The sequence below is a fragment of the Pedobacter miscanthi genome (genome assembly GCF_032678605.1).
Lineage (GTDB): Bacteria > Bacteroidota > Bacteroidia > Sphingobacteriales > Sphingobacteriaceae > Pedobacter > Pedobacter miscanthi_A.
Genome location: NZ_JAVTSU010000004.1, coordinates 359,816 through 377,814, shown reverse-complemented (window position 1 = coordinate 377,814; position 17,999 = coordinate 359,816). Strand labels below are relative to the sequence as shown.

The window sequence follows — 17,999 nt, the reverse complement described above, 5'->3', positions numbered from 1 at the left end:
CGAATCCCGTCCACTGTAATTCTTAAAAAGATAAAGTAAACAGCCCCTTTTGTGTAGTTTTTTGGCTTTTTCAAAAATAAAAGCACGCTAAAATTAGTTTTCATAACGATGACATTAAGGTTAAACAAAAATAGCTTTGCAGTTTCATTCACACAAGATGTTCACCTGTTAAACTAGCTGAATATCAATGCATTAATACGAATTAGGGGAGTTTGATATTATAAAGAACGACGCACCGAATGACGCACATTTTATATGCGATTTCATGCATATTTTGGCAAAACCACTAAAAGCAAAAACCCTGCAATCATTTGATTTGCAAGGTTTTAGTTCTCTTTGATATTGTTTCTTGTGATCCCGCTGGGATTCGAACCCAGGACCACTACATTAAAAGTGTAATGCTCTACCAGCTGAGCTACGGAATCTACTTTGTTTAAAACGTTATCCGTTTCCTTTAAAGTGGTGCAAATATAGGGTTATGATGTATTTCCTGCAAATAAAAAATCGCCAAATCCCTTAGTGTATTGATTTATAGGCGAATTAATTATTTGCCTTCTGTTTTTTAAATAGAATTGATACTTTTATCGCTCATTATTTAATACCCGGCCATGTACAGATTACTTTCTATCCTGTTTTTTTCACCCTTACTGCTTATATTTTCTTGTCAATCCAATCAGGCTAAAGAGCAAGAGAAGGCTAAACACAGGCAAGATTCTTTAGCCTCATGCGAAAAAAACATGCCCAGCCGTTTTGGCGCAGTAAAAGATTCTTCAAGTTTTGCTACCCATAAGGTAAGTCACCAAGGCATGGTTTTAATTCCTGCCGGAGAATTTGCCATGGGCGCTTCAGATAAAGAAGCAAGGGAGGATGAGTATCCGCAACATGAGGTTAAGCTGGCTTCATTTTGGATTGATATTACTGAAGTAACCAACGCCGAGTTTAAAAAATTTATAGATGCTACTGGTTACCAAACTACAGCCGAACGCAAGCCTGATTGGGAAGAAATGAAAAAACAACTTCCTGCAGGAACACCAAAACCACCCGATAGCGTTTTTGTAGCGGCTTCACTCGTTTTTTACCAGCCAAAGCAGGTTACCTCCTTAAATGATGCTTCACAATGGTGGCGATGGGTTAAAGGCGCCGACTGGAAACACCCACATGGCCCTCAAAGCAATATTAATGGAAAAGATAATTATCCGGTTGTTCATGTTTCATGGGATGATGCCATCGCCTATTGCAAATGGGCTGGTAAACGTTTACCTACAGAAGCAGAGTGGGAGTATGCGGCCAGAGGTACTTTAAAAAATCAGAAATATCCCTGGGGAAATGAGGATATTGAAAAAGGCAAAGCCAAAGCCAATACCTGGCAGGGTAATTTCCCTTTAAAAAATACTGATTGGGATGGCTACCATGGATTGGCTGCTGTAAAACAGTTTAAAGCCAATGGTTATGGACTGTATGATATGGCTGGCAATGTTTGGGAATGGTGCAGCGATTGGTACCGCCCCGATTACTATGCTACGCTTTCTGGTGTCAGCAATAACCCCAAAGGCCCATCAGATAGTTACGACCCCATGGAGCCCACCGTACCTAAAAGAGTGGTTAGGGGAGGCTCGTTCATGTGTAACGCCTCTTATTGCAAAGGATACCGGGTAACCTCTAGAATGAAAACTTCTGTTGATACCGGCCTGGAACATACAGGTTTTAGATGCGTAAGTTCGAATTAAAAAATAAAGTTAAAATTACGCAAACGTTTGCTCCGTATATTATTAAATATTATTGTTTAGTTTGGTCGCATCAATTTAAACCGAACCAAACTTTATGCAACAAACAACCAAATCAGGTCAAACGCAAGGACCTAAGCCACTTATTATCATCTGTGCCTTATTCTTTATTTTTGGCTTTGTAACCTGGGCAAACGGCACGCTGATCCCTTTCTTTAAACTATCTTTCGGCTTATCAAATTTACAGGCATTCTTTGTAACCTTTGCTTCGTACATGGCTTACTTCTTTTTAGCCATCCCATCATCCTGGATACTGAAGAAAGTTGGCTTTAAAAATGGAATTGTTTTAGGTCTGGTAATTTTAGGACTGGGTTCTTTAATATTTATACCTGCAGCCCAAACCAGAACCTTTGGTTTATTTTTAACGGGGATTTTTGTTCAGGGGGCGGCTTTAGCACTGCTTCAAACCGCATCAAACCCATATTTAACCATTATTGGCCCGATAGAAAGTGCTGCAAAACGAATCAGTATTGCAGGTATCTGTAATAAGTTTGCTGGTATGATCGTTCCCCTAATTATGGGTAGCTTATTTTTGAAAAACGCATCAGAAGTTGAGAAAAAAATACAAGCTGCCACCGGTACTGCCCACGAGCAGCTATTGAACGATGTTTTAGGTCGTGTAAATATGCCTTATATTGTATTGGCTATCGTTTTCTGTCTTTTCGCTATCTTTATCAAATTCACCAACCTTCCAGAAGTTGAAGTAGAAGAAGACGTAATCGACGAAACCAAAGGTGAAGTGGTAAAACACACCAGCATTTTCCAGTTTCCACACTTATTCCTTGGGGCCCTTTGTATTTTTGTATATGTTGGTGCAGAAGTAATGGCTGGTGACATTATCGGCATTTACGGTCGTGAGTTAGGTATTAGCACCGAAATTAGCGGAAAACTAACCTCCATCACACTATTTAGTATGTTAATTGGTTATATTATTGGTATCGTAACCATTCCAAAATACATCTCACAGCAAAAAGCCCTCAGAATTTGCGCCATCCTGGGTATAACATTTACCATTTTATCTTTCGTTATTTCCAGCTGGTTTGCTGTTATTTTTGTAGCCCTGTTAGGTTTGGCAAATTCATTAATGTGGCCTGCAATTTTCCCGCTTGGTATAAGCCACTTAGGTAAGTTTACCAAAATTGGTTCGGCAATTATGGTGATGGGTATTTCAGGTGGTGCCTTAATGCCATTGTTATATGCTTCTTTAAATGAAAAATTACATATCAATTTTCAGCTGGCCTACCTTTTAACCGTATTACCATGTTACCTTTACATCCTGTTTTTTGCAATAAAAGGCCACAAGGCAGGGCTGAAGTTAAAATAACCAAAACCAAATAAATTTTATGAGTTAGCCCGGTCTATAATCAGATTGGGCTTTCTTTTGTCCGTAATTTTCAGTTATTTTGGCGAAATTATAAGTAAGGTTTAAATCTCAAACCTCACATCACAATACTCATATCTCAACAATGAATAAAGCTATTTTTCTCGACCGTGACGGTGTACTTAACCACGAAATTTACGATTACATCTGTCGTGTAGAAGATTTTAAAATATTAGACTACCAGATCCCGGTATTAAAAAAATTATTTGATGAAGGTTACCTCTTAATTGTAATTACCAACCAGGGCGGCATTGCCTTAAAACGTTATACAGAACAAGAATTGGCCATTATGCATCAGCTGTTAAGAAATGCCTTTGTAGCCAAAGGAGCTGATATTGCCGGCTTTTACTATTGCCCGCACCATCCAACCGTTGGTGGCGAATGTAAATGTAGAAAACCTGCTTCCGGAATGATCCTGGATGCCATTGAGATGTTCGATATCGACCCGGCACAATCTGTAATGATCGGCGATAAACCACGCGATGTTGAAGCTGCAAACGGAGCAGGAGTGAAGGGGATTTTGATTGAGCCCGATGAGCAGATTAATTATAAGAAGGTTAAAGAGGTTCTTTCGATGTAATATGGAAGAGGTATGATGGATGATGTAACCTGCAATTTGCCCTTCATCCATTATACATACTTACATTTTCCATAAAATACAGCTATTGCCACCTAGACCTGATTGCATTAAACATTCACCGGAATACAATGTAAAGCAGGACTGCCGTAACCGATAAGCACTGTTTCTGCTCTCCAAAAAAGAATATTTAAGAGGGAAAATGTAATATGGATGATGTAACCTGCGATTTGCCCGTCATCCACTTTCCATCCAACATTATCCATAAAACAAAAAAGACTTAAGTTATATAACTTAAGTCTTTTTTTTGCGTTTGGAACTCAACACTCCAAACTAAATACTCCAAACTTATTTACCCGCTGCCTTAGCATGGTCTGCCAGGAAAGTAGCTAAACCGCTATCGGTTAAAGGGTGTTTTAATAAGCCAACAATTGCTGCCAAAGGAGCAGTAATTACATCAGCACCCAATTTAGCACAGTTTACAATATGTAATGGTCCGCGGATTGAAGCAGCCAAAATTTGAGTTTCGTAACCGTAGTTATCAAAAATAGTTCTGATATCTTCAATTAAAACCAAACCATCACTAGAAATATCATCTAAACGGCCTAAAAAAGGAGAAACATAAGTAGCTCCCGCTTTAGCAGCCAATAAAGCTTGCCCGGCAGAGAAAATTAAAGTACAATTGGTTTTGATTCCTTTTGATGAGAAATATTTAATGGCTTTAACACCATCTTTAATCATCGGCACTTTAACCACGATTTTCGGGTTTAAAGCAGCTAAAGCCTCACCTTCTTTTACAATCTCATCGAAAGTTGTAGCAATTACTTCCGCACTTACGTTATCATCAACGATATCACAAATTGCTTTATAATGGTTGATTACATTTTGTTCGCCAGTAATACCTTCTTTAGCCATTAAGCTAGGATTAGTGGTTACGCCATCTAAAATGCCAAGATCTTGCGCTTCTTTGATTTGATCAAGATTTGCTGTGTCAATAAAAAATTTCATGCTTATAAATTCTTAAAATGATTATTAGGTTCTGCTGTTAGAACCCCTGAAGAATTTAATATCCCCCCTTCAGGGGGTTAGGGGGTTAAAAAAAAGGGCAAGCACCTTCTATCGCACCGCTACAACCTTCTACCCTTGCTATGTTCCCATCCTGGGGGAGTTCAAAGGGAGCTGGTCGTAAAAGACTTGCCCGGCCACAAAGGTAGAAAAAGAAGTTGTTTCACGAAATGCATTTTTCTATTTTTTTTCGCTTTTAAGCTATCTAGCTGATTCATAAATTAATAAATTTTAAATGTGTATTTTTAAAAAGGCAAAAAAGAGAAAGAATAGACAGTTCAACAGCGCATCACTCATTTGTAAATACAATATTCATATATAAAAACACAATTAAAACGTTTTATGAGTGATTTTCATTAAAATAAGCCAATTATTGTACTATATTACCATTATCAATTTAATAAATAATTACGTTTAAAATTACAAATATTCTAATCTAAAGACTTTAAATTACATAAGGACTAAAATTTTTCCAAAAAACATATCAACTCTGTAATTTTAGAATTGTTTTCCGTATCTTAGTGTTTCCTATACACTAACAACTAACGAGCAAAGAATGGAACCAAACAGTGGATTGTACGATGCGCAATTTGAACACGATGCCTGCGGTATTGGGTTCGTTGCACATGTGAAAGGGCGAAAATCGCATCAAATCATCTCCGATGCACTTACTATTTTAGAGAACCTGGATCATAGAGGGGCAAGTGGGGCAGAACCGAATACTGGCGATGGAGCCGGGATTATGATTCAGATTCCGCATGAATTTTTTTATGACGAATGTTTAAAAGCTGGCTTTAGCTTACCCGAAACCAATAATTATGGCGTGGGTATGTTATTTATGCCAAAGGATATCAGATCCAGAGAAGAGTGCAGAGAATTAATTTACCGTGCCGCCGAAAAATTAGGTCTGGAGATTTTAGGCTTCAGAAAGGTTGATGTTGATACAACCGATATTGGCAGCATGGCCCTTTCAGTTGAACCGGAAATTGAGCAGGTATTTATTGCCCGCCCTTATGCAGTAGCACCAGGGGCAGATTTTGAGCGTAAACTGTACATTTTCAAAAATTACCTGATTAAACTGATCGTGAACACCGTACATGGCGGTAAAGACTTTTATATCGTTTCGCTTTCTGCGCAAACCATTATATATAAAGGTCAGCTTACTTCATTACAGGTACGCAGTTATTTTAACGATCTTACCGATAAACGAGTGGTTTCTGCGCTGGGTTTAGTACACTCGCGTTTTGCAACCAACACTTTCCCGTCATGGAGATTGGCCCAGCCCTTCCGTTTTATTGCGCACAACGGCGAAATCAATACCTTACAGGGGAATTTAAACTGGTTCAGGGCAGGAGTTAAATCTTTTGCTTCAGCATATTTTACACCTGAAGAACTGGATATGTTATTGCCTGTAATCGATGAAACCAACTCCGATTCTGGCTGTTTAGATAACGTAATCGAATTATTGCTTCATGCAGGAAGAACTTTACCCCATGTATTGATGATGTTGGTTCCGGAAGCATGGGACGGCAACGAAGACATGGATCCTGTTAAAAAGGCTTTCTACGAATTTCACGCTACTTTAATGGAGCCATGGGATGGACCTGCAGCGATTGCTTTTACCGATGGTAAATTAATTGGCGCAACTTTAGATCGTAACGGTCTTCGCCCTTCGCGTTATGCCATTACTTCTGATGACCGCGTGATTATGGGTTCTGAAGCTGGTGCATTGGCCATTGATCAAAGCACGGTAATCGAAAAAGGCCGTTTAACCCCAGGCAAAATGTTCGTAGTGGATATGGAGCAGGGTAGGATCATCAGCGATAACGAAATTAAACAACAGGTTTGTGGCAAAAGCCCATATTCAGACTGGATTAACCAATACCAGATCCGTTTGGAAGAATTGCCTGAGCCTCGTGTAATGTTCACTGGTCTTTCAGAAGAATCTATTTTTAAATATCAACAGGTTTTTGGTTACAGCAGGGAAGATGTAGATCTTTTGCTAAAGCCAATGGCCATCGAAGCCAAAGAGCCAATTGGTTCAATGGGTACCGATACCCCTCTAGCTATATTATCAAAACGTCCTCAACACTTATCTTCTTATTTTAAACAGTTATTTGCACAGGTAACTAACCCGCCAATTGATCCGATCCGCGAAAAAGTGGTGATGAGTTTGGCGAGTTTTATGGGCAGCATGGGTAACCTTTTGGATGAAACGCCAAAACAAGCACATTGCGTAGCCATTAAACACCCTATTTTAACCAATCAGGAACTTGAAAAACTAAGAAGTATTGATACCGGGGTTTTCCAGGCAAAAACTTTACAGACTTATTTCAGGGCTGATGGAAAACCGGGTGCTATGGCGAAAGCCTTAGACCGTTTATGCCGTTATGCGGTTGATGCGGTTGAAGATGGTTTTCAGGTGATTGTATTAACCGATAGGGCCATCGATTCGGAACATGCTGCAATGCCTTCTTTACTGGCTGTTTCTGCAGTGCACCATCACTTAATCCGCAAAGGATACCGTGGTGCAGTGGGTATTGTAATCGAAGCTGGAGATATTTGGGAAGTACACCATTTCGCCACCTTATTAGGCTTTGGGGTTACGGCGATCAATCCTTATCTGGCATTAGAAACCATTAACGGTTTCCAGGCTGAATCGGGCTTATCAGCAGAACAGTTGACCAAAAACTATATCTATGCGGTAAACAGCGGGTTGCTTAAAATCTTCTCTAAAATGGGCATCTCTACCTTGCAATCGTACCAGGGAGCGCAGATTTTCGAAATTTTAGGCTTAAACAAAAAAGTAGTCAATACTTATTTCACAGGTGCGGTTTCACGTATTGGTGGTTTAGGTTTGGATGAAATTGCAAAAGAAACCTTAATTAAACACCACCGCAGTTTTGGTCCGTTAACGCAGACTGAAAACTTATTGCCTGCCGGTGGAACATACAAATTCCGTCGTAAAGGCGAAGCGCATTTGTTTAATCCGCAAACCATTCACTTATTACAGAATGCTACGCGTAAAAACGATTACAACATTTTCAAACAATACTCTAAACTGGTTAATGAGCAAACACAACAGGCTTATACCATCCGTGGATTGTTCGAATTTAACTATAGTCGTCCGTCAGTTCCATTAAACGAGGTAGAATCTACTGAAGCAATCTTAAAAAGATTTGCAACAGGGGCAATGTCATTCGGTTCCATTTCTCATGAGGCACACTCTACCTTAGCTATTGCGATGAACCGTATCGGTGGAAAAAGCAATACCGGAGAGGGTGGTGAAGATGAAATGCGTTTTACTAAGTTGCCAAATGGCGACAGTATGCGTTCGGCCATTAAACAGGTAGCTTCTGCACGTTTTGGTGTAACGAGTTACTATTTAACCAATGCCGACGAGTTACAGATTAAAATGGCTCAGGGTGCTAAACCTGGAGAAGGTGGTCAATTACCTGGACACAAAGTGGATGACTGGATTGCAAAAGTTCGTCACTCCACACCTGGGGTAGGTTTAATTTCACCTCCGCCACACCACGATATTTATTCGATTGAAGATTTGGCACAGCTGATTTTCGATTTAAAAAATGCCAACCGTGAAGCAAGGATCAATGTTAAACTGGTTTCAAAAGCTGGTGTTGGTACCATTGCTGCTGGTGTGGCGAAAGCACATGCTGATGTAATCCTGGTATCGGGTTTTGATGGCGGTACAGGAGCTTCTCCGCTAACGTCTATTCAACACGCTGGTTTACCTTGGGAACTTGGCCTGGCAGAAGCACACCAAACTTTGGTGAAAAACAAGTTGCGTAACCGTATTGTATTACAAACCGATGGTCAGCTTAAAACAGGTAGGGATATCGCCATTGCAGCATTATTAGGCGCTGAAGAATGGGGCGTTGCTACTGCAGCTTTAGTTACTTCTGGCTGTATCATGATGCGTAAATGCCACTTAAATACTTGTCCGGTTGGCGTGGCTACACAAGATCCGGAATTAAGAAAATTATTTACCGGTGATGCGGACCATGTAGTAAACTTATTTTATTTCCTTGCTGAGGAATTACGTGAGATTATGGCTGAATTAGGTTTCAGAACCATCCACGAAATGGTCGGTCAGGCTGATATTTTAAAAGCACGTGAGTTACCTGCTGAAGACTGGAAATTGAAACACCTTGATTTATCGGCTATTTTATATAAAGCTGAAGACAATGGCTTGCCTTTATTCAATACTGAAGGTCAGGATCATGGTTTAGATCATGTTTTAGATCACAAATTAATTGCTGCCGCACAATCTGCCATTGATAACAATGAACCTGTTTTTGCAAGTTTTGAAGTTAAAAATACCGACCGGGCGCTTGGTACGATGTTATCAAACGAGATCTCTAAAGTGCATTTAGGTGCTGGTTTACCTCCAGATACAATCAACTTTAAATTTGTGGGTTCTGCCGGACAAAGTTTCGGAGCCTTTAATACCCGTGGCGTAACCTTATCGCTAGAAGGTGAAGCGAATGATTATGTTGGTAAAGGATTATCAGGAGCAAGATTGGCCATTTATCCTTTCTCAAATTCAACGTTTATACCAGAGCAGAATATCATTATCGGTAACGTAGCCCTTTATGGTGCAACCTCTGGCGAACTATTTGCCCGTGGTAAAGCAGGCGAGCGTTTCGCCGTACGTAACTCTGGTGCAACAGCTGTTGTAGAAGGTGTTGGCGATCACGGTTGTGAATATATGACTGGTGGTGAAGTGTTAATCCTTGGCGATACAGGAAGCAATTTTGCAGCCGGTATGAGTGGTGGTGTAGCCTGGATTTATGATGCCAACGGAACTTTTGCACGTAAATGCAATAAAGAAATGGTTGATCTGGATCCTTTACAAGCTGAAGATGAAGAGCGCATTTTAGCTTTACTTAAAACACATATCCGCTTAACTGATAGCAGGGTAGCTGAGTTTATCTTAAGTGATTGGAAAACACAATCAGCTCATTTTGTAAAAGTATTCCCTAAAGAATACAAAGCAGTTTTAAGCAAACGTAATCAACAAGTAAAAACACACTAGGCCATGGGAAAAGTAACAGGATTTCAAGAATACGATAGAGTTGCGCCCACCAGAGAAGAGGCTGCAACACGTGTAAAACACTATGGGGAATTTTTAAATGAATTGCCCTCACAAGAATTAAATAATCAGGCTGCCCGTTGTATGGATTGCGGCGTTCCTTTCTGTCAGTCAGGTTGCCCTTTGGGTAATGTCATTCCAGAATTTAACGATGCCGTTTATCAGGGAAAATGGGAACAGGCTGCAAATATTTTATTAAGCACCAATAACTTCCCGGAGTTTACAGGCAGGATTTGCCCGGCACCATGCGAATCTGCATGCGTATTAGGCATCAACCGTCCACCCGTATCTATAGAGGAAATTGAAAAACACATCATCGAAATTGCTTTCGAGAAAGGCTTTATCAAAGCAAAAGCACCATTAATCAGAACTGGTAAAAAAGTTGCTGTTATTGGTTCAGGCCCTGCGGGCATGGCTGCTGCTGCTCAGTTAAATAAAGTTGGACATGAAGTTACCGTTTTCGAACGTGATGATGCTCCAGGTGGTTTATTGAGATACGGAATCCCTGATTTTAAACTGCAGAAAAATGTAGTAGATCGCCGTATCGATTTAATGAAAGAAGAAGGTATTATTTTCAGGTGTAATGCCAATGTTGGCGAGAATGTAGAAATCGGAACTTTACTTAGAGATTTCAGTGCAATTGTACTGGCCGGAGGTTCTACCATTCCACGCGATTTACCAATCGAAGGGCGTGCTGCTAAAGGTGTTCACTTCGCTATGGACTTTTTGAAACAGCAAAATAAACGCGTAGCAAGCAGGGCAGTTGAAGTGGAAGACATTATGGCTACAGGTAAAAACGTAATCGTAATCGGCGGTGGTGATACCGGATCGGATTGTATTGGTACTTCAAACCGTCATGGTGCAAAATCGGTTACACAGTTTGAGATCATGCCAATGCCACCTCAGGCCCGTAACGAACACATGCCTTGGCCAAATTACCCTATGTTGCTAAAAAATACCTCATCACACGAAGAAGGTGCACAAAGGGCATGGTCGGTAAATACCAAAAATTTCATTGCTGATGAAAATGGTAATCTTAAAGCTTTAAAAGTAGTTGATGTAGAATGGGAAATTGATGCTAACGGCCGCCCGGTTACTTTTAAAGAAGTTGCTGGTACCGAAAGAGATCTTCCCTGTGAACTGGTGCTTTTAGCCATGGGTTTCTTACATCCTCAAAAAGAAGGTTTAATTGAAAAGTTAGGAGTGGAGCTAGATAACCGCGGAAACGTAAAGGCATCTGAACACACCTACCAGACCAACATTGCAAAGATTTTTGCTGCAGGTGATGTTCGCCGCGGACAATCATTAGTGGTTTGGGCCATTTCAGAAGGTAGAGAAGCCGCCCGCAAGGTAGACGAATACTTGATGGGTACCACCAAACTGACATCAAAAGATGCAGTTGCTTACGCTTAAATAAGTTTACAGTTCTATATTTTTAGGGTCGTGGTGCAAACTACGACCTTTTTTGATTTTATTTAGCCCCAGGCAATCCAGGGCTAAATAAAAAGTATTTCTTTAACGCAATAAGATAACTTACGGAGCTGTACAGTTACTGCCGATCAAAGCGGTGTAAATACTACTCGATTGAGTGGCGTGAAATTTAAAATAACACCCGCTATTATAGTACACACCTTCCATGTATCCCTTTTCATAATTATTGGCATGTTCTAAATCTATCGCCAATATTTTATTTTGATATAATAAAGTAATCTGGTTATTCAGAATAGTATGACCAATATAGGTACGTTCGGCACCAAACTTGGCAAGTATATCATTTACTTGTACTTGCGTTAGCGCCTGCTGAGCCATCCCTCTGTACCAATACAGACCTACAGAACCACTTGTAGCGATTTTACAATTCTGCGTGGTACAGGTTTTGTTTATAACATTAGCTACATATACATTAAGATCGCTTACGGTTTTGGGCAGCGCAGCCACATCAGGACTGATACCGGCATGCAAGAATAAAGTATTACCCGATTTTTCCAGGATGTTTTTGCTCCTTAACCATTTACCCAACTCACTGTCGGCATTGTATAATGCAGTGTAGGTTTCTCCAATAGTTTGTGCATTGGTCATGTATTTTGCATTTACATAGCGATAATCTCCTATCAGATTCATGATATCGTGATTTCCCAGTATAAAATGTACTTTACCACCAGCATTGGCCGCTTCCTGTTCCAGTTTATAAATTAGCCATAAACATTGGGTTACGTATGGGCCTCTGTCAAAAACATCGCCCATAATATAAAGGTGGCCTGTACCATAACTCCACTGATAATTACTATTTATTATATTAGCTTTTTTCAGCAATAAAATAAATGCATCAATACTGCCTTCGATATCGGAAGTTGCGAAGTATTTGCTCGGTAAAGTGGGTGATTCTGATGGTTCGCGATCGAGCAATTGTGGCTTCAGGTTTACAGCAAACGAGCCTCCTCCTGGTAGCTCTATAGTAAGATTCACCTTATCGCGACTGGCATAAGTTTGACTTACGTAACCATTTTCTCTTGTAATCGATTTTACTATATACTGATTGTTCCTGTAAAACACATAGGGCCCATCGGGATCTGATGCTAAAAAGTTTTTGATGGCAAGATCAAAGGAGACATCGCTACTGGTTGTATTCTGATTGTGCACTTCCACCGCAATTACATTGTCTCCGTTGATAAAGTGTGAGGAGGCTATTTTATAATTAAAAAAGCTATTTTCCTGGGCAGTAGGTATATAAGCACTCGTGCCGGTGTTATATGTAATGGTTCCGGTTTGAGGCAATAGCGGTGTCCGTAATACTTCAATTCCATTAATGTATACTACAGCTCCATCATCGTGTATCATCGAGAGAATTACCGAATCAGGCAGCGCAGTTACATCAGTTATATTAACATGTTTTCTAAAATAATAAGTTACAAATCCCGATTGTAAAACTGTAGCTTCATCACCATCGCCAAAACCAAACTGACCTGCACCTGTTTTCCATCCCGAATCGTTAAAAGTAGATGAACGCCAGTTTGTGCCTTGATCAGATCCATTGTCCAGGTATTTCCAGCTTGATTTTTCATCTACAAGGGCCTTATCTGAAGCTACAGATTTTACAGGAGTTTCTTGTTTTGGTTCAACTTTTAAATCATGGTTTAAGCTCATTTTTTGGCAACTCATTGTTGCAGCTGCTGCAACAAAACAGCAGATAAGTAGATTTTTTGTTTTCATTGTTTAGTTTTCACATTTAAAATAGAGGTATTTTTTAAGTTCAACACTTATGTTACAAAACTAGAAATTAGCAAATGACTACTCAATCTGTAAAACGTTTTACTACTTAATTAGGTAAAAATGTATGATTATTGGATATTATATTACTACAATTCATACGTTAAGGCAATCAAATCAACATTAAACCTCTTAACCTCAAAAGATAAAAACTTACACTAACTACTTAAGGATGACCTAAAAAAGAAGTATTAATGGGGAGGGGAGAGATCCCGATACGGATAGTGTATCTCAAAGGTTTATACGTAATAGTGAAATTTACCCTGTAGAGAAATTAATATTAAAAGATCCGGAAGCAAGTTGAGGAGTATGGGGCCGTGTTTAAAGTTTAATCTTCACCGATAATTTATAAATATCATAAGCCACTTTCTGGATCAGGTCAAACTGTTCAGGAATTAAATCCTCACCTTTTTTGATCGCTAAACCGGTATCATTGAGCCTGATTAACGGCACGTTATCGATGGTACTGGTTCCTTGTACCAGGTTTTCGATAGCCGTATCCAGCAAATAGTTGGTATTATTCGCAATCGGCTTTAAAGCGTCGAAACTTTCAAAAATAAACTCATGCTCCTTATTGTAAAGGGAAAGTGTAGCCACATACGAAGACAATAAATGGCTCAGCGCGGTAAACTGATGTACTTCTTTAATAAACAGCTGTTTGCTTTTCGGTTCAGAGAACATTCTTTGAAATAAAGAAGCCAAATTGGCGGTACTTACGTAAACCTCTTTCCGGGCGAGTTTATATTCTGTCCTATTGTAATTTTTTTCGAAATACAGTTTAATTACCTGCGCATAATAAGCCTTATTAGCCTTGAGTATATTGAGCATGGCCTCTTTTAATTTCTCATGTTCCCAGGTTGGAAATAAAGAGTAACTCGCCAGTAGCGCAATACCCGAACCAATAAATGTATCATAAATCCTTTCGCGTGCCAGTGCGATAGATCCCATGCCCAGAAAATCAAATAGGATCAGGATATAAGGCGTCATAAAGAGAACACTTACTACATAATTTTTCCGCTGGAAACTATAGCAACCAATCATACAGATCAGCAGGATAACAAAAAGGGTGTGTTTATCATCGATATAAGTAACCACACCCATACCAATAAATGCACCTATGGTGGTACCGATCAAACGTTGGTAATTACGCTCTTTGGTTAAACTAAATCCCGGTTTCGAAATCACCAGGATGGTGAGAAGGATCCAGTAACTGTGAGAAAAATTAAGCAATTGCGATACCAAAAATCCCAAAAGCATTACCACGGTAACCCTTAGCGAATGCCGGAAAGTGGATGAGCTATAAGTTAAATTCTCCGTAAAGAGTTTAAAATCGAATTTCTGCCTGGTAATAAACTTTTCGGTGTCTACTTCAGCCTGACGGATATCCTTGCTGTTCCTCAGTTTAAAATAACTGAAAATCGTTTTCACTCTGGCCAGTATATTTTCAATATTAACCTCTATGTTTTTCAGCGCAATAATCCCCAGTGTATTGTATTCCTGATTTTGATTATTCTTCTCCAGGTTATTAATTTTGATCTTCAATCGTTCAATCTCAATCAATAAACGTTTTGAGATCACAGGCACCCTACCACTTTTCAGGGCAAATGCAATATCATCGAGCGCATAAGAAATCCGCTTAATGGCCATTTCATAATCCGATAATATCCCTGCTTTATCAAACTGATCATGCAATTGCTGGTAATTATAATAGGTAGACATTACCTGTTCGAACAGGTCGACCATATCTACAAATACCAGTAAAAGGAAACGGCCTTCGGGAGTAGAGTCTCTTACAATTTCACGCGTTCTGAAAAGCAACTCCCTTACTGCATCCTGTTTTTCGTGAACAGAAACCTGAAGCTGTAACAGGTCGGAATAGGTTTTATCGTAATTGTTGTTCTGGTGATAAAATTTGGCTTTTTCACGTAAAAACTCTGCTACCTCTATAATAGAATCACTTAACGATTGTTGTACTAAGCGGAAAGGGCGTAGGCGATAAACAAAATAGCTTAGTCCAGTGTACCAAAGGCTACCGGCAAGCACCATTAAACCGTGTAATAACACATCCTGCCATGGCCTGATGTCATCAATGCTCAACACCATGATCAGCAGAACGGCTGTACCAACCGATGCCGCCCTGATGCCATAAATGTAAAACATCGAAAATACAAAACTCGATACAGCAAGCAGGAAACCAATAAAATAATGGCTTTTATTAGTTAAACCGGTTAGGATAGAAAAGGTAAAGATTAAGGCTGTAGTAACCAGCATCGCATTTCTGCGGTGTACCATCGGCCCCGGACTATCAACCACGCTTACACACAAAGCGCCTAATGATAAAGTCATACCATACTTTAACATACCAAATTGGGCAAGAATGAGAGAGGGGAGCAGCAGTCCAATAGTAATGCGGAGACCGTCGGCAAAATACGTACTCAGTAAAAAATCTTGTATATTTCTAATGGGTTGCCTAATCTGCATGTTACAAAAATAACATAATAGCGAAGTTTTTTGTTGCGATTAAAATTAAGTTTTTTGTTTTTTTTTAACTTTTAAGCAGAAAACCACCAAACAACTGATCATCAAATAGATATAAAATGTTTATAACCGCCAGCAAGAGAATTGTTAACAAACTTTATAAAAGCTCAAATCAGCTATAAAAATGGCTATTTCAAAAATTTAAACTGTTGATAAACAGCTAATTTAGGTTAATAACTTTGTTTATAAAAACGTATATTTTTCTCTTGACAAATGGAGCTTTTCGTACTAAATTAGATCATATCAAATACGAAGTACTTTGAATTCTGACAAAACAATCCAAAAGAGATAAAGAACCGAAAGGGAAATTGTTTCGGAATGTTTACAGGGAAAACGATTGATTTCAGAAAGGGTTAAACTGAGTAAGAATATACATTACCGCCGCAAGGTTGGATAATAAGAAAATCGAACAGGCCCAAACAGAGCTTATGGAAAACTAAGAAGTTTACGGACAGAAGAGTTGGAAATAAATTTTCACGGATCGCAAAAGTTGCAAAACCTAACGAAAACGGAAAAATCAAAGTAACAAGAATTAGGTGCTTTAAAATACAGCTATGGTTGTTTTTAAAGTTAAAACGGGGATCTGAATCGAAAGAAGAAAGTCCCCGTTTTTATTTTGTCAAAAAATCTACACTTCATATAAAAATGTATATTTCTATATAAATCCATTTTACGATAGAAAGCTTTGTAATACACATACCTACCAAAAAAGCCAATTTAGTTAAAGAGCTTTTAAAAGAACTTGGGTTTTAGCGGTTACTGGTAATGCCACGTAAAGCCAGATTTACTTTTGATCTGGGATGAAAATGATGCAATAAAGTTATCCGTACTGGTACCCACTCAGATTTATTTTAGACGTTAAGGCCAAAAAAGAATCCTCAATTCTTCTGCTAATTATCCCTAAAATATTAAATTTACCAAATGGCCAAAAAAGGTAAATCAACTTCCAATCCGTCAAAAAAGATATTCGTTTTAGATACCTCGGTTATTTTATACGATCATGATGCGGTAAATAACTTCCACGAACATGATGTAGCCATCCCCATCCAGGTTTTAGAAGAGTTAGACAACTTTAAAAGCGGTAATGATACCCGGAATTTTGAGGCCAGAAGTTTTATCCGGCTGATTGATGAAACTTCCAAACAAAAACTAATCAGCGACTGGATTTCGTTAAAAAGTCCTGATGCGGGTAAATTTAAAGTCGTACTGAACGAAAAACCCTTAACTGTAGATGCTGAAGAAGTTTATGGAAAGGGAAAAACCGACCACAAAATTTTAAATGCGGCATTAAGCCTTAAAGAAGAACATCCTGATAAAAAAGTAGTGCTGGTATCGAAAGATATCTGCCTGAGGTTAAAAGCAAAAGCGCTTAACTTAAATGCTGAAGACTACGAAACCGGTAAAATTAAAAATGTAGATGAACTTTATGCCGGAAAAACAGAATTATCCAATTTCCCTGTCGAAATTATTGATGAAGTAAAAAAAGAGGCCTTTGTTGATGCTACAGATATAGGTTTACCACCCAAAAGCGGTAACCATTTTTATATCCTTAAAAACAAAAGAAAAACAGCAAATGTATTTTACAACAACAGTTTAAAATCCATCTCGGCTGTTTCTACTGACGCTATTTTTAAGATCAAACCCAAAAACATCGAACAGGCATTTGCGATTCACGTACTTTTAGATCCCGAAATTAAGCTGGTAAGTATACAGGGCAATGCAGGAACAGGAAAAACATTATTGGCACTGGCCAGTGCACTGGAACAGCGCAAAAACTTCAGACAGATTTATATTACACGACCTATTGTTTCTTTAAGCAATAAAGATATTGGCTTTCTCCCAGGCGACGCCAAATCGAAAACGGATCCGTTTATGGCCCCAATATGGGATAACCTGCGTTTTATTAAAGAGCAGTTTGTTGATGATGATAAAATGTCGGGGAAAATTGATGAATTGATTACCACCGAAAAAATTGCCATTGCTCCATTGGCTTTTATCCGTGGCAGAACCCTAACGAAGATATTTTTCATCATTGACGAAGCGCAGAACCTTACGCCACACGAGGTTAAAACCATTATTTCGAGGGCAGGGGAACATACTAAAATTGTATTTACAGGTGATATTTACCAGATCGACACTCCATACCTCGATTCGGAAAGTAATGGATTATCGTATTTAATAGAAAATGCTAAAAACCATCCGCTTTATGCGCATATAACGCTTCAGAAAGGGGAGCGGAGCGAATTGGCAAATTTAGCTAATGAGTTGTTGTAG

The 17,999-nt window shown here is 39.1% G+C and carries 9 protein-coding genes, 1 tRNA gene and 1 other RNA gene; 6 read left to right on the top strand and 5 right to left on the bottom strand.

The genetic code is table 11. From position 1 onward, the window contains the following. Positions 1 to 352 precede the first annotated feature (352 nt). A tRNA-Lys gene (locus tag R2R28_RS08805) sits at positions 353 to 425 on the bottom strand. Positions 426 to 608: 183 nt separating this feature from the next. Between R2R28_RS08805 and R2R28_RS08800 the strand changes: the two genes are divergently transcribed. From R2R28_RS08800 to R2R28_RS08790, 3 genes are all read left to right on the top strand, one after another. Further along, complete coding sequence (locus R2R28_RS08800) at positions 609 to 1,727, top strand: formylglycine-generating enzyme family protein (RefSeq protein ID WP_316825309.1); 1,119 nt, start codon at positions 609 to 611, stop codon at positions 1,725 to 1,727. A 94-nt stretch (positions 1,728 to 1,821) separates the two neighbouring features. After that, positions 1,822 to 3,108 carry a sugar MFS transporter gene (locus R2R28_RS08795; protein ID WP_316825308.1) on the top strand — a complete coding sequence of 429 codons (1,287 nt, stop codon included), beginning with the start codon at positions 1,822 to 1,824 and terminating at the stop codon, positions 3,106 to 3,108. A gap of 142 nt (positions 3,109 to 3,250) precedes the next feature. Beyond that, positions 3,251 to 3,745 (top strand): HAD family hydrolase, encoded by a 495-nt coding sequence (locus R2R28_RS08790; protein WP_316825307.1) that lies wholly within the window; start codon positions 3,251 to 3,253, stop codon positions 3,743 to 3,745. 345 nt (positions 3,746 to 4,090) lie between these two features. Here R2R28_RS08790 and fsa read toward each other — a convergent pair whose 3' ends face one another. Both fsa and ffs read right to left on the bottom strand, forming a co-directional pair. After that, positions 4,091 to 4,750: a fructose-6-phosphate aldolase gene (gene fsa, locus R2R28_RS08785; protein WP_025141909.1), complete on the bottom strand. Its 660-nt coding sequence runs from the start codon at positions 4,748 to 4,750 to the stop codon at positions 4,091 to 4,093. Positions 4,751 to 4,842: 92 nt separating this feature from the next. Further along, an RNA gene (ffs, locus tag R2R28_RS08780) (signal recognition particle sRNA small type) lies at positions 4,843 to 4,942 on the bottom strand. A 421-nt stretch (positions 4,943 to 5,363) separates the two neighbouring features. Here ffs and gltB point away from each other — a divergent pair. Next, complete coding sequence (gene gltB / locus R2R28_RS08775; RefSeq protein WP_316825306.1) at positions 5,364 to 9,863, top strand: glutamate synthase large subunit; 4,500 nt, start codon at positions 5,364 to 5,366, stop codon at positions 9,861 to 9,863. 3 nt (positions 9,864 to 9,866) lie between these two features. Next, positions 9,867 to 11,333, top strand: coding sequence for a glutamate synthase subunit beta (locus R2R28_RS08770; protein ID WP_316825305.1), 1,467 nt, complete (start codon positions 9,867 to 9,869; stop codon positions 11,331 to 11,333). Positions 11,334 to 11,453: 120 nt separating this feature from the next. Here the strand turns inward: R2R28_RS08770 and R2R28_RS08765 are convergent, their stop codons facing one another. Together R2R28_RS08765 and R2R28_RS08760 are read right to left on the bottom strand one after the other, a co-directional pair. After that, positions 11,454 to 13,130, bottom strand: coding sequence for a metallophosphoesterase (locus tag R2R28_RS08765; RefSeq protein ID WP_316825304.1), 1,677 nt, complete (start codon positions 13,128 to 13,130; stop codon positions 11,454 to 11,456). A 378-nt stretch (positions 13,131 to 13,508) separates the two neighbouring features. Next, entirely contained in the window at positions 13,509 to 15,533 is a 2,025-nt protein-coding gene (locus R2R28_RS08760; protein ID WP_316825303.1) for an FUSC family protein, read from the bottom strand. 1,113 nt (positions 15,534 to 16,646) lie between these two features. Between R2R28_RS08760 and R2R28_RS08755 the strand changes: the two genes are divergently transcribed. Further along, the gene (locus R2R28_RS08755; RefSeq protein ID WP_316825302.1) at positions 16,647 to 17,999 is read left to right on the top strand and encodes a PhoH family protein; all 1,353 of its coding nucleotides are present in this window, start codon (positions 16,647 to 16,649) and stop codon (positions 17,997 to 17,999) included.